Below are 12,375 nucleotides of genomic sequence, written 5' to 3'. Positions count from 1 at the left end.
AAGTCTGAATTACAATCTGAATATTCATGTTATTTCATGGTATATTATGGTACATTTAGTTTAAAAGAGGTTTAAACCATGCAGCACGTCACTTTATTACCACTAGATTTATGCTATACAAATGTGATTTTCGAGCTATCAAGTGATCCACATATAAAAAATGCATTGGGGATAACGGTAGAAAATATCGAAGACACGAAAACATTTCTTCTTTTCGCAATAGAAGAAGAGCGTCAAAAGAAATCCTTATCGAGAATGATTGTGAATGAAGAAAATGAAATAATTGGCCTCACCACACTTAAACATATTAATAATGAGAAAAAGCAATCTCACATTGGTAGTTGGCTCGGCTATCCGTACTGGGGAAAAGGCTATAACGAGGCTGCTAAAAAAGAAATCTTTAAAATCGCCTTTTTAGACTTACAACTTTCCTACGTATTTGCTGGTGCTAAAACGAATAATATCCGCTCTTTAAAAGCACAAGAAAAACTACCTTATATTTCATTGCATGTGGAAAACAAGTTTCCAGACGAACACGCTGCACTAGAGAAAGAAGTAAAGTCACCTTGCTCTCTGCATGTCGTGTCACGTGAAAATTTTTTAAACTGGTTGAAATTACAGAATGAGGGGGAAAAATATGAAGGCATTGAAAGTTAGTTTAACCGTTGTAGTAGAATTAGCTCTTATTTATCTTTTTTCATTATTGGTCGGTTGGTCATTTATAGAGACCTTTTTCCTTGGTAGTTTAGCAATATTTGCAATTATGTGGTTAATTATTATGAGTAACCATAGAAATAACATTACAGATCACGCAATAAGTAAAACATTAACTGGCGTTGAGACTGGCGAAATAAAACCATTTCAAATTGTTTTGACTCCATCTATTATGGGTACTCTTTCACTTGTTTTAGTCAGTTTTATAATAACAGCTATTTACTATCTACCCTATTTCCTATAAAAAAAGCACTCGTGAATTATCACGAGTGCTTTTCTACTATGCACGAGAAACGTATTTACCTTCACCAGTGTTGATGATAAGCATTTCGCCTTCGTTAATGAAGATTGGTACTTGTACAACAAGACCAGTTTCTAATGTAGCTGGTTTTGTTACGTTAGAAGCAGTATCACCTTTAATACCAGGCTCTGTTTCTGTAACTTGTAATTCAACTGTGTTTGGAAGTTCAACACCAAGTACTTCGCCTTGGTAAGTCATGATTGCTACTTCCATGTTTTCTTTTAGGAATTTAAGCTCGCGCTCGATTTGTTTTTCACCAAGTTCGATTTGCTCATAAGTTCCGTTATCCATAAATACGTGAGCCTCACCGCTTGCGTATAAGTATTGCATACGACGGTTTTCGATGTGTGCTTTTTCTACTTTCTCACCTGCACGGAATGTTTTCTCTTGAACAGAACCTGTGCGAAGATTACGTAGTTTAGAACGAACGAATGCAGCACCTTTACCTGGCTTTACGTGTTGGAAATCAAGTACTTGCCAAAGGGCATTGTCCACTGAAATTGTTAAACCTGTACGAAAATCGTTTACTGAAATCATGTAAAAAAATCCTCCTGTGTATTACAAAATAATAAGTTCTTTTGGTGATTTCGTAATTACTTCATTACCTTCACTTGTCACAATGATATCATCTTCAATACGTACGCCGCCAATACCTGGAATATAAATACCTGGTTCTACTGTTACAGCCATACCTGGTTCAAGTACTGTATGAGAACGGAACGCTAAACCTGGTGCTTCATGGATTTCAAGACCTATTCCATGACCAGTAGAGTGTCCAAAGTATTCACCATATCCTTTTTCCGTTATGTAGTCACGCGTTAGCGCATCAGCCTCGCGACCTGTTAAACCAGCTTTAATACCGTTCACACCACGTAGTTGTGCTTCTAAAACGATATTATAAATTTCTTTTAATTTATCAGATGGTTCACCGACTGCAATCGTACGAGTAATATCAGAGCAATATCCTTTGTAATAAGCGCCGAAGTCTAATGTAACGAAATCTCCTGTTTCTATCACTTTTTCAGATGCCACGCCGTGCGGTAATGCCGAACGAAGACCTGAAGCAACGATAATATCAAACGAAGAAGATGTTGCTCCTTGTTTTCTCATGAAAAATTCAAGTTCATTTGACACTTCAATTTCAGATACTCCCGGGCGAATGAATGATAGAATATGCTCAAAGGCAGCATCTGCAATCTGTGCAGCTTCCTTTAATATCTTAATCTCTGAATCAGTCTTTATCAAGCGTAACTTTTCTACAAGTCCAGAAGTCGGGATAAATTCAGCATCAATCGCTTCCTTATGCACTGAATAAGAACTATATGTAAGAGTATCTTGCTCAAAACCAAGCTTTTGAATTCCAAGCTCTTTCACTTGCTTTGCCACTTCATCAATGATCAATCCTGCGTGCTGTACAACCTCATATCCAACCGCTTGTTTACTTGCCTGCTCGACGTAACGGAAATCTGTAATAAATTGAGCACGATCTTTTGAAATAAGAACAACGCCTGCTGTTCCTGTGAAGTTAGCCATATATCTACGACTATGTTCATTTGTTAACAAAATACCGTCAATACCAGCCTCATCAAATGCACTTCGTAATCTTTCAATTTTCTCCATTACTTTATGCCTCCCTCAATTTCTCCATTAATGCAAATAACGCTAACTTATAGCCATAAAAACCAAATCCTACAATTTGACCTGCACAAACAGCTGCCGTCACAGATTCATGACGGAACGATTCACGCTGATGAATGTTAGAAATATGTACTTCAATAACAGGAATCGAAATGCTCGCAATGGCATCACGAATCGCATAGCTATAATGCGTAAATGCTCCCGGATTTAAAATGATCCCTTCATATATATCTTCCGCTTCATGAATAATGTCGATAATGGCACCTTCATGATTCGATTGGAAACATTCTAACTCCACTCCCATTGTTTCTGCTTCTTGCTTCATATCTGCTTCAAGTGTCGTTAGCGTGCCCTTTCCATATACATTTACCTCACGAACACCGAGGCGATTTAGGTTAGGACCGTTTACGAGGAGTAACTTTTTCATATTCTTAAAACTCCTTAATATTAAATATCTATACAATATTTTAACATAGGAGTTACTTATTTGAATAGTTCGTCTTCTCTTACCCTTCTTGTTCTGCTTTATTGCTATTTACTGCGTAAGAAACAGAATATGCTATAAACACACCATACAATATAAAAATACATATTGTCGTCACAATTGTCTCTTTTGGTAAATGGAGCGCACTTTTAATAACAGGAGCCATTAAACCCATCCCCAAAAACAGTAGTGTCCACCAAAATAGCCCATAAATAATTCCCGCTATAATCCCTTCAAACTTTGCAAAAAATGCTTTATACAAAAAGGCAATCAAAATTGAAAGAAGTCCCATACACACTATTCCGAACACATTGCCCCATACACCCTCTTTCCAACTTCCAAACGCAAATGGTAAAAGGAAATAATTCGGGCCCGCCTCCGTGAATGAAAATATATGAAGGAAATACCATACCCCGCCCCAAAAGATTCCACCAAACAAACCAATCTGCACAAAATTCCTTGTTCCTAATTGTTCTTGACTCACATCGACACCTCCGCTCAATAGTATGCCCGAAACTATTTTGAAGCATGTTTAAATCCTGCGAAATTTGTCTATAAAAAGAATAAGAAATGTCCGACTCTCATAACATTTTCCCTTGTCATCTACTTGTATTTGCCGATAAAATAAAGGAAACTCGGTGATTGTCTTATTTCAAAACGACAGAACCCAGTATGACAATTGCCTCTTTTTCTACATAAGAGAGAAACAAATACAGGTTGGTGTTAACATGGCAGAAGAGTCAAAACAAATATATGGCGGGCAAGCGGTCATAGAAGGAGTTATGTTTGGCGGTAGAGAATATACTGTTACAGCGGTTCGTCGTAAAGATAAATCGATTGAATTTTATCGATTACCACGCGTTCGTAATAAAGTACTATCTACCCTAAAAAAAATTCCATTTTTACGAGGGATTGCCGCTATTGTGGATGCAAGTGCGAATGGAGCAAAGCATTTAAACTTCGCTTCAGAACGATTTGACGTCCACCCAGAAGATGATGAACAAATTGCAAATAAAAAAGAAGAACAATCAAAATTAACGATGGTATTAGGAGTTGCAGCTGTTGGCGTTTTATCTTTTATATTCGGTAAAGTCATTTTCACAGCAGTTCCTGCACTATTAGCTGAATTAACAAGACCGATTTTCCCGTCTCATACTGGGCAAATCATTGTCGAAAGTGTCATTAAGCTCATGCTATTATTGAGCTATATATACTTTATTTCTTTAACCCCACTTATTAAGCGGGTATTTCAGTATCACGGTGCAGAGCATAAGGTAATCAATGCTTACGAGAATAACCTTCCTCTGACTGTAGAAAACGTTCAAAAGCAAACTCGTCTCCATTATAGATGTGGCAGTAGCTTTATTATATTTACAGTCATTATTGGAATGTTCGTTTATTTCCTAGTCCCTACAGATCCTCTTTGGGCACGAGTTATAAACCGAATTTTATTAATTCCAGTTGTACTTGGTATTTCTTTTGAAGTATTACAATTTACAAATCGATTACGAGATATTCCCGTATTACGCGTACTTGGATATCCTGGATTATGGCTACAACTATTAACAACGAAAGAACCAACAGATGATCAAGTGGAAGTAGCAATTGCATCGTTTGAAGAATTATTACGTTTAGAGAACAAACAATAATTATTTAAAAATGGTGTTCAACTCCTTTCCTCATCGTTAATATACTAATTTTAATATACGTTTTTAGGAGGTGTCCCTTATGAACGGTCGTTCGTTTACTTTCGCTATATTTGTGCTTATTATCGGATTGGCAATATTCGGCCTTGTTTCATCTGTTATTACAAATCCCATGGGTGTATTAAGAAATATCGGGTACATGTTACTTGTTGTTGGTATCTTTTACTTGCTATACAAGATGTTTACAAATTCCAGTGGTTCTGCAAATTCACAAAGCTCATATAAGCGTGCGGCAAAACAATCGAACCGCAAACATGGGAAACAAAATGTAGCACCCCTAGGCAATTCTTTCTTTAAGTCAAATACTTCTAATGACAAAAGTAAAAAAGGGAATTCTTCCACTTTGAAACGAAAAAGAAAACAGTCTCATTTAACTGTCATTGAAGGCAAAAAAAGCAAAAAGAAAGACCGTGCTTCCTTTTAGGAAATACGGTCTTTTTTTATACTTTGAAGCACTTCTTTTAAACTTTTCTCTCTCATACTTTCAATTCGAAGATGATGATTTTCAAATGGTAAATTCCGTGTCACATCATTAGGTACCACAACGCACGTTAATCCCGCTGCAACTGCTGCTCTCAATCCATTTAATGAATCTTCAAATACAACAGCTTCAGACGGCTTAATTCCTAATTCTTCTATTGCAACTCGATAAAGAGCTGGATCTGGTTTTACCTTCTCAACATCTTCTCTCGTTTTAATTACTTCAAAATATTCTCGAATTTGTAGCTCTTCTAAAAAATGAATAACCCATTCTCTAGAAGAACTAGAAGCTAGTGCGATTTTTAATCCCATTTCTTTCGCTTCTTCTAAATATTCTTTTACCCCGTCACGAGCTTCTGGTATTCTCATTTTCTCTTTATGTAAAGTTGCCACTTTTTCTTTTAATGCACTTTTGTTAAACTTCTCTTTTAATTGATCATTTAAATATGTATAAAGTACCTCATCTGTTGTTCCAATGCATTTCGCAAATTCCTCTAAAGGTAGTTCCCCGCCGTATTCACGAACAGCATCTCTGAAAGAGTGAAACCATATCGTTTCTGTGTCCACAATTAATCCATCAAAATCAAAAATAATTGCTTTCATAATTCTCCCATCCTTTTCGAATTGAAATAAAAAAGGAAACGCCATACGTTCCCCTTAATTACTTTTCTCTTCATTTGCTCTTTGAACACCACGAAGTGTTTCCACTCGGACTGCATCTTGTTCAAAGTATTCCACTAAATCACCAATGCGATCAATTGCTTCCCAACTTAAATGATGTTCAATTCCTTCTACATCATTGTAAATTTTACTTTCATCCACACCGATAATACGCATAAATTGCTCTAGCAAGTCATGACGATATACGAGACGTTCTCCGATTTTTTTACCTTTTGTTGTTAATACAAGCCCTCTATATTTTTCATAAATTAGATATTCATCTTTGTCTAATTTTTGCACCATTTTTGTTACAGAGGATGGATGTACACTAAGCGCTTCAGCAATATCAGATACGCGGGCGTAACCCTTTTCATCAATCAACAAATAAATTTGTTCAATATAATCTTCCATACTAGGGGTAGGCATCGGTTTCCTCCATCCAAGTTCATTTTGCTTATTCCGTACGAAGCAATCAATAAAATGATACACCAGAAAGAATAACGTGACAAGTTGAAAACGAGCCTAAATATATAAAACAAAAAAGAATCTGTATTTGCATACAGACTCCCCTTAAGTAACATATTGTATTTCTGCATTAAGAAAAAACTCATTTCTATAACCTCTTATCGTTTCTTTTAATACTGCTGCATCATCTTTTTTATATACATATTTTCCGATGGTTTCGGAAAACAATGCTGAATCAATTCAAACGTTAAATTTGGTATCGTCATATCTTTGTCGCTCAAATAGTTTACGGTATCCTTCTTCCCATTCTTCATGCATTTAAATTGGCGCAACTATAAAACCAAGTGGATATTCAAGTGCCTTTCGTTCAAAGTAAACGAGCTTTGACATAAACGGTCTCATATAATTTTCGCCCTCTCGTTAGTATGGGGGACATTAAAGTTTTCCACCCCAGTAACTTGCATTGCAAGTTACTGAATGTTATAATTTGGATACCAGCTACCTTGCAACGCAAGTTACCTGAATAAAAGGTGGTGAAATCATGCACAGCCAAATGTTAAAAGGCGTGCTCGAAGGGTGCATCCTATACATCATTTCACAAGAAGAAGTGTACGGATATGAACTGAGTACAAAATTAAATAAACACGGATTTACATTTGTAAGCGAAGGAAGCATATATCCATTATTGTTACGTATGCAAAAAGAAAAATTGATTGAAGGAACATTAAAAGCTTCCTCACTCGGTCCAAAGCGAAAATATTATCACGTAACCGATAAAGGATTAGAACAGCTTGAAGAATTTAAACAAAGCTGGGGGATGGTTTCTACTACGGTAAATAACTTATTACAGGGGGAGTGATAGGGATGAATGCACAAGACATGATTGAATTGAATAATAAAAAACGTGAGCTTCTAACTTCCGAAAACGAAATTGCTTATGGTGATATGCTAGTATATCTTCGGTTATCTAATGTACCCGAACATCAAGTAGAAGAACTTTTGTTAGAAATATTAGATCATCTTATCGAAGCACAAGTAGAAAATAAAAATGCTTATGACATTTTTGGTGATGACTTACAATCTTATTGTGATGAACTTATATCAGCTTTACCAACCCAAACAAAGTTAGAAAAAACTTCTTTAATTGGATTTTCTGTTAGCTTACTTCTTGCTATACAGTTTGGCGTAAATGCAATTATTTCATTTTTTATGTTTCTCTTTGAAAAAAATAATACATTATCAAGTCCGCCTTTTAGCATCCTTGGAACTACTTTGTCTGTTTCAATAATTATACTAGGTATACTATTTATTTTATATTTATTAAAGCGTTACTCCTTTGATCAGAAAATGAATTGGAAAAGAAGAATTCTATTTGGATTCGCATTTGCTACTCCATTTTGTTCCGCTGTATTCTTAAATATTTATTTCCAAAAGCAACCTTATCTCATTTATCATCTAACCTTTTGGCAAAATGCTTTAATCGCTATCCTATTTTACGTTTTATATAAATTACTATATAAAAAATCAAATTTTTAACAGCCCTTCAAAAGGCTGTTTTTTCTTCTGTCTAATTTTACAAATTGAAAAATTTCATAAAGAAAATAAGAAAAATGCAAAATAATTAAAGTTAATTGTTGACGTGATGCTTTTATTATCGGTATCATAAATCTTCGTGAGCAATTATTTTTCGTTATACGATTTTTTTATTATTACTGAATTTTTGAGAGGAGAAATTAGATGTCAGTTAAGAAGAAAACGCAAGTACGCACCGGCAAAATGGTACGTGAACTAATGTTAGCAGACGAAGATGTAAATGCTTCGCTAATTATGGTATATAGTGAAAACGGTGTAAACGCAGAAATTAAAATCGAGGGCTTAACGCCGAAATGTAACGAAGAATTATTTTTGAGCGGAAACGTGGATTGGAACAAGAGTGTTATTTATAAAATTGTTGATTTCACTGGAAACGCTGAAGTTGGTAAAGTTACATTAACAGCGATGAACAAAAACAATGTTTCTCTAGAAATTGAACGCGTTATGTGGAGTAAAGAAAATAAAGAAGCTGCCGAGCAAGAAGAAACACAGGTAGAAGCAGCACCGAAAAAAGAAGTAGTTGTAGAAGCTCCAAAAGCAATTACGCCTGCTCCTAAGCCTGTTACGCGTGTGGAAACACCTGCTATGGCACCTAAGCCTACTCCGGTACCGACACCGAAGCCAGTAAGCGTAGAAGCAGCTGTAGAACTAGTTACTCCAGCGCCTGTGAAAAAAGCAGTCCCTACTCCAGTTACAAAGCAAGAGACAGCACCGGTTGCTCCTGCAAAACCGAAGCAGCCTGCTTTGACTGAAACAAATTCAAAACTACAAGAAAATTATGTTAAACTCGTGAAAAAGACAATTGAAGTTTGTCAAGATTACGAGCTTGGCATCGACATAGATGATTCTATTGAAAGCTTAAAAGAAGAACTACAAAGCCAAGGTATTAGCGTTACATTTGACAAAGAAATTATGGACGTTGTAAGTCGCCTTCGTTCTTTACAAGATAAAGGAATCAAAGTAGAAAAAGTACTTAATTTACTATAAAAAAATAAGAGGTGGCTATCGCCACCTCTTATTTTTTATAATTCCACTCATTACTTTCATACTTTTCTTTCGCTAACGTTTGAACTTCATGTAACTGTTCTTCTGTTAATTCATATGGAACAAGTTCTACATCCAATCCTTTTTCAAAGCCAACTTCAAACGCTTTAATTAACTGTTCTATCGTAAATGTACGGTCTGTTAATTCATTAATTGCTACTGCTTTAGAAGAGAACATACTCTTCATACGTTCCTTCACACGTTCATTTGGGAATAAAAATAGATCATATAGTTCATCTAAATCAATTTCTAATGGAATCGATCCATGCTGTAAAATAACACCTTTTTGACGTGTTTGAGCACTACCAGCAATTTTTCGTCCTTCCACTACAATTTCATACCAAGATGGTGCATCAAAACATACGCCTGAACGTGGATTTTTTAAATTTTCACGATCTGCTTCTGTTTTTGGAACTGCATAATATGCTTCTAACCCTAATGCCTTAAAACCATCTAATAAACCTTGCGAAATAACACGATACGCTTCTGTAACTGTTTTCGGCATATTCGGATGATCTTCAGACACAATAACACTATACGTTAACTCTTTGTCATGTAGTACACCCCTGCCGCCTGTTTGACGACGAACGAATCCATATTTCTTTTCGTTAACTACATCCATATTAATATCTTTTTCAACACGTTGAAAATACCCAACTGTTAATGTTGGTACTTCCCATTCATAAAAACGAATTGTTGGTGGCATTTTCTTTTCACTTTGCCAATTTAATAAACATTCATCTAACGCCATATTAAATGCCGGTGAACATTGACCAGAGTTAATATAACACCATTTTTCTTTTCCCATCCTGCACCTCATATAACCAATTATTTTTCACATTCTCTAGTCTACCAAATTCGACAAAATTTGTGAAAGAATACGAAATTTCTTCTTATATGCAAATGAATCTGTTGCATAAATACATAAGGGCATTATAATATTGAAAGTAGGATAAGAAAAAAGGGAGCGATAGAATCGTGTCAACAACTTGGATTATTTTATTAGCCGTAATCGTAGCATTTATCGGCTACACTGTATGGATGTACTTCTATCAGAAAAAATTAATTAAAACTCTTACAGAAGAAGAATTTCGCGCTGGCTACCGTAAAGCACAGCTTATCGATATTCGTGAAGCAGACGAATATAACGCAGGGCATATTTTAGGTGCACGTAACATTCCGTTATCACAAATTCGCCTTCGTCATAAAGAACTTCGTCAAGATCAACCTGTTTACTTATATTGCCAAAGCGGATTCCGTACAGGTCGTGCAGCGCAATACTTAAAAAAACAAGGCTACAAAGATTTCTACCAATTACAAGGTGGATTTAAATCTTGGACAGGCAAAATTAAAAAGAAATAATAACATACAAAAAACTAGCTGAATAAATCAGCTAGTTTTTTCATTTCATCTTATTCGCAATGTATAATAAATTCTGCTTGATTACCTTTTCATCGTTCTCTTCTACATTCCGATACAGCAGTTGATATTCAATTCCTTTCTCTTTCCATATAAGCGTAGCAAATTCGTCACCACGTTCATAATCATCTTTATTTTTAAAATAAGCAGACGTTCCATTATTCAGTTTCATTTGTTCTTGAAATCGCTTCTCTTCCACAAGATCCGGAAAACTATAGGGAAAGTTCGCGACATTTAACTCAATATACTCATTTCTACCTGACTCCTTCTGTTTATATTTAATCGTTAAGACAGTGTTCTTTTTCCCAAGCGTTCTTACTTCCCCCTTCACATCACTTGTAATGTCGTACGGTAAAAACGTTGGAACTTTAAACTTCACCGGAAAATATTTTGGAAGTTCCTTTAGCGGAATAGGATCCGTAACACGATCCATAGCTCCTCCTGTTGTTCCCACAAAGTGTTTTTCTTCTTGCATCGTTTGCTGAAACGAACACGAACTAAGCATGAAACTAGAAAACACGAAACAAATGATTCTTTTTTTCAATTTGTTTCCGCCCTTTCATACCGCTCTCTTAACGAACGAAGCGTTGATATTCTCTTCATATTCGCTTTGTCACCAAACTCCACCTTTGAAAACTTTCCACGTTATTCTCACACATTTTGACAACACTTTTTGCAAACAAAAAAGACCCCTATCATTCTTACGCCCAAGTGAAAAGGTTACGCGAATAAAAAGAAGTCTTATTAATACCATAGTTTGTGAAAAGCTTTTCAGGTCAAGATTTTTTCTTTCTTATTATTTTCCCTTTATAATAAGGGAAAGAGGTGATACATATGGCCAATATAAAACAAATTGCTAAAACTGCTGGTGTATCGATATCAACTGTTTCTCGTGTCCTGAATAATCACCCTTACGTAAAAGAAGAAAAGCGTAAGCGTGTTCTAGATGCTGTTGAAGAATTAAACTACGCAAAAAATATAAATGCTGTCCATTTAATAATAGGGAAAACATATACAATTGGCGTTATGCTTCCTTTCATTAACCTCCCCTACTTCAGTACGATTATTGAAGGAATCGGAAACGAAGCGTTAGCTGCCGGATATCACATTAATTTATGTCAAACGAATTACGATAGCATTGAAGAAATTCGTGTTCTTGAAATGATGAAAATGAAACAATTTGATGGGATGATTATTTGCTCCCGAACGAGCTCTTGGGAACAAATCGAACCTTTTGCAAAATTTGCCCCTATTATTTCATGTGAAAAAATGAAGCATCCCCTCATTTCATCCATCTACGTAGATCATTATGAAGGTTTCCGTCTCGGTACTGCCTATTTACTAAGTAGAGGCCATGAAAAAATCGGAATTTGTTTAGCAAGAAAAACAAGTGTAAATTCCATGGAGCGCGAAAAAGCGTTCGCCGATACACTTCGTAACGAAGGGAAAACGTTGCATCCTGAATGGATTTTCCACCAATGCTATACAATGCAGGACGGAGCACAAATACTCCATCGTATTTTAAATATGAAAAATCGTCCAACTGCTATTTTCACAGCGAACGATCAAGTTGCAGCTGGTTTATTAACAGAGGCTCGAAAACATGGTATTCGAGTACCTGAAGACCTTGCTATCCTTGGATTTGATAATCATGAAATTTCAAAGGCATTAGAAATTTCCACAATTGAACATCCCGGTCTCGCAATGGGCTCACATGCTTTTTCTTTATTCCATAAGCAGATCCAAAGCGAGCAAATTGTCGGCAGTGCAAAAGAACTTTCATTCCATTTAATTGAGCGAGAGACTGTCTAAAAAGAGCGTTACCTATAACGCTCTTTTTCAACTCTTCACCTATTGACATTATATTTTTC

17 protein-coding genes and 1 pseudogene are annotated in these 12,375 nt (G+C 35.7%); 9 read left to right on the top strand and 9 right to left on the bottom strand.

Annotated elements, in window-relative coordinates:
- The first annotated feature begins 78 nt into the window (after positions 1-78).
- Positions 79-657 carry a GNAT family N-acetyltransferase gene (locus AB6801_RS09420; protein WP_001164991.1) on the top strand — a complete coding sequence of 193 codons (579 nt, stop codon included), beginning with the start codon at positions 79-81 and terminating at the stop codon, positions 655-657.
- Entirely contained in the window at positions 638-958 is a 321-nt protein-coding gene (locus tag AB6801_RS09415; RefSeq protein WP_000645695.1) for a hypothetical protein, read from the top strand. The genes AB6801_RS09420 and AB6801_RS09415 overlap by 20 nt, the downstream gene beginning before the upstream one ends.
- A gap of 36 nt (positions 959-994) precedes the next feature.
- On the opposite strand, the gene efp is transcribed toward AB6801_RS09415, so the two are convergent.
- The 4 genes from efp to AB6801_RS09395 form a co-directional block, all read right to left on the bottom strand.
- Complete coding sequence (gene efp, locus AB6801_RS09410; RefSeq protein WP_000626516.1) at positions 995-1,552, bottom strand: elongation factor P; 558 nt, start codon at positions 1,550-1,552, stop codon at positions 995-997.
- 21 nt (positions 1,553-1,573) lie between these two features.
- Entirely contained in the window at positions 1,574-2,635 is a 1,062-nt protein-coding gene (gene pepQ, locus AB6801_RS09405; protein WP_000411041.1) for a Xaa-Pro dipeptidase, read from the bottom strand.
- Between the two features lie 4 nt (positions 2,636-2,639).
- Positions 2,640-3,080, bottom strand: a complete 441-nt coding sequence (gene aroQ / locus AB6801_RS09400; protein WP_000735147.1) for a type II 3-dehydroquinate dehydratase — start codon at positions 3,078-3,080, stop codon at positions 2,640-2,642.
- A gap of 79 nt (positions 3,081-3,159) precedes the next feature.
- Positions 3,160-3,621 (bottom strand): YqhR family membrane protein, encoded by a 462-nt coding sequence (locus AB6801_RS09395; RefSeq protein WP_141530623.1) that lies wholly within the window; start codon positions 3,619-3,621, stop codon positions 3,160-3,162.
- A 244-nt stretch (positions 3,622-3,865) separates the two neighbouring features.
- On the opposite strand from AB6801_RS09395, the gene AB6801_RS09390 reads away from it, so the two are divergent.
- On the top strand, positions 3,866-4,786 hold the full coding sequence (locus tag AB6801_RS09390; RefSeq protein ID WP_000807121.1) for a DUF1385 domain-containing protein: 921 nt from the start codon (positions 3,866-3,868) through the stop codon (positions 4,784-4,786).
- Between the two features lie 79 nt (positions 4,787-4,865).
- A complete protein-coding gene (locus tag AB6801_RS09385; protein WP_001014463.1) occupies positions 4,866-5,267 on the top strand; it encodes an SA1362 family protein in 402 nt (133 codons plus the stop codon).
- Here AB6801_RS09385 and AB6801_RS09380 read toward each other — a convergent pair.
- From AB6801_RS09380 to AB6801_RS09370, 3 genes and pseudogenes are all read right to left on the bottom strand, one after another.
- Positions 5,264-5,926 (bottom strand): HAD family hydrolase, encoded by a 663-nt coding sequence (locus tag AB6801_RS09380; protein ID WP_025966333.1) that lies wholly within the window; start codon positions 5,924-5,926, stop codon positions 5,264-5,266. The two genes, AB6801_RS09385 and AB6801_RS09380, sit on opposite strands and share 4 nt — an antisense overlap.
- A gap of 54 nt (positions 5,927-5,980) precedes the next feature.
- Positions 5,981-6,409, bottom strand: coding sequence for a transcriptional regulator MntR (gene mntR / locus AB6801_RS09375; protein ID WP_001143083.1), 429 nt, complete (start codon positions 6,407-6,409; stop codon positions 5,981-5,983).
- Positions 6,410-6,553: 144 nt separating this feature from the next.
- Positions 6,554-6,799 (bottom strand): annotated as a pseudogene (locus tag AB6801_RS09370) (spore photoproduct lyase family protein); the annotation flags it as partial.
- 190 nt (positions 6,800-6,989) lie between these two features.
- Here AB6801_RS09370 and AB6801_RS09365 point away from each other — a divergent pair.
- From AB6801_RS09365 to AB6801_RS09355, 3 genes are all read left to right on the top strand, one after another.
- A complete protein-coding gene (locus AB6801_RS09365; RefSeq protein ID WP_000556083.1) occupies positions 6,990-7,307 on the top strand; it encodes a PadR family transcriptional regulator in 318 nt (105 codons plus the stop codon).
- A 5-nt stretch (positions 7,308-7,312) separates the two neighbouring features.
- Positions 7,313-7,984 (top strand): DUF1129 family protein, encoded by a 672-nt coding sequence (locus AB6801_RS09360; RefSeq protein WP_141530624.1) that lies wholly within the window; start codon positions 7,313-7,315, stop codon positions 7,982-7,984.
- 201 nt (positions 7,985-8,185) lie between these two features.
- Positions 8,186-9,028: a hypothetical protein gene (locus tag AB6801_RS09355; protein WP_000111900.1), complete on the top strand. Its 843-nt coding sequence runs from the start codon at positions 8,186-8,188 to the stop codon at positions 9,026-9,028.
- A gap of 28 nt (positions 9,029-9,056) precedes the next feature.
- Here AB6801_RS09355 and AB6801_RS09350 read toward each other — a convergent pair whose 3' ends face one another.
- Positions 9,057-9,893 (bottom strand): lipoate--protein ligase family protein, encoded by an 837-nt coding sequence (locus AB6801_RS09350; protein ID WP_000514081.1) that lies wholly within the window; start codon positions 9,891-9,893, stop codon positions 9,057-9,059.
- 170 nt (positions 9,894-10,063) lie between these two features.
- Between AB6801_RS09350 and AB6801_RS09345 the strand changes: the two genes are divergently transcribed.
- Positions 10,064-10,447 carry a rhodanese-like domain-containing protein gene (locus tag AB6801_RS09345; RefSeq protein WP_000108653.1) on the top strand — a complete coding sequence of 128 codons (384 nt, stop codon included), beginning with the start codon at positions 10,064-10,066 and terminating at the stop codon, positions 10,445-10,447.
- A 40-nt stretch (positions 10,448-10,487) separates the two neighbouring features.
- On the opposite strand, the gene AB6801_RS09340 is transcribed toward AB6801_RS09345, so the two are convergent.
- On the bottom strand, positions 10,488-11,024 hold the full coding sequence (locus tag AB6801_RS09340) for a hypothetical protein (RefSeq protein WP_025966335.1): 537 nt from the start codon (positions 11,022-11,024) through the stop codon (positions 10,488-10,490).
- A 314-nt stretch (positions 11,025-11,338) separates the two neighbouring features.
- Here AB6801_RS09340 and AB6801_RS09335 point away from each other — a divergent pair, with 314 nt between their 5' ends.
- Positions 11,339-12,316, top strand: a complete 978-nt coding sequence (locus AB6801_RS09335; RefSeq protein ID WP_097999095.1) for a LacI family DNA-binding transcriptional regulator — start codon at positions 11,339-11,341, stop codon at positions 12,314-12,316.
- Positions 12,317-12,375 lie beyond the last annotated feature (59 nt).

The organism is Bacillus sp. RCC_6_1, assembly GCF_041360755.1.
Lineage (GTDB): Bacteria > Bacillota > Bacilli > Bacillales > Bacillaceae_G > Bacillus_A > Bacillus_A cereus.
The sequence above is the reverse complement of the archived record's forward strand: the minus strand, read 5'-3'. Positions and strand labels throughout refer to the sequence as shown.

Bases quoted from the DNA above. Each gene is read 5' to 3' on its own strand.
- AB6801_RS09415 (WP_000645695.1), top strand. From the start codon at position 638: ATGAAGGCATTGAAAGTTAGTTTAACCGTTGTAGTAGAATTAGCTCTT.
- pepQ (WP_000411041.1), bottom strand. From the start codon at position 2,635: ATGGAGAAAATTGAAAGATTACGAAGTGCATTTGATGAGGCTGGTATT.
- AB6801_RS09420 (WP_001164991.1), top strand. From the start codon at position 79: ATGCAGCACGTCACTTTATTACCACTAGATTTATGCTATACAAATGTG.
- AB6801_RS09365 (WP_000556083.1), top strand. From the start codon at position 6,990: ATGCACAGCCAAATGTTAAAAGGCGTGCTCGAAGGGTGCATCCTATAC.
- AB6801_RS09355 (WP_000111900.1), top strand. From the start codon at position 8,186: ATGTCAGTTAAGAAGAAAACGCAAGTACGCACCGGCAAAATGGTACGT.
- AB6801_RS09380 (WP_025966333.1), bottom strand. From the start codon at position 5,926: ATGAAAGCAATTATTTTTGATTTTGATGGATTAATTGTGGACACAGAA.
- efp (WP_000626516.1), bottom strand. From the start codon at position 1,552: ATGATTTCAGTAAACGATTTTCGTACAGGTTTAACAATTTCAGTGGAC.
- mntR (WP_001143083.1), bottom strand. From the start codon at position 6,409: ATGCCTACCCCTAGTATGGAAGATTATATTGAACAAATTTATTTGTTG.
- AB6801_RS09350 (WP_000514081.1), bottom strand. From the start codon at position 9,893: ATGGGAAAAGAAAAATGGTGTTATATTAACTCTGGTCAATGTTCACCG.
- AB6801_RS09360 (WP_141530624.1), top strand. From the start codon at position 7,313: ATGAATGCACAAGACATGATTGAATTGAATAATAAAAAACGTGAGCTT.
- AB6801_RS09385 (WP_001014463.1), top strand. From the start codon at position 4,866: ATGAACGGTCGTTCGTTTACTTTCGCTATATTTGTGCTTATTATCGGA.
- AB6801_RS09335 (WP_097999095.1), top strand. From the start codon at position 11,339: ATGGCCAATATAAAACAAATTGCTAAAACTGCTGGTGTATCGATATCA.
- AB6801_RS09390 (WP_000807121.1), top strand. From the start codon at position 3,866: ATGGCAGAAGAGTCAAAACAAATATATGGCGGGCAAGCGGTCATAGAA.
- aroQ (WP_000735147.1), bottom strand. From the start codon at position 3,080: ATGAAAAAGTTACTCCTCGTAAACGGTCCTAACCTAAATCGCCTCGGT.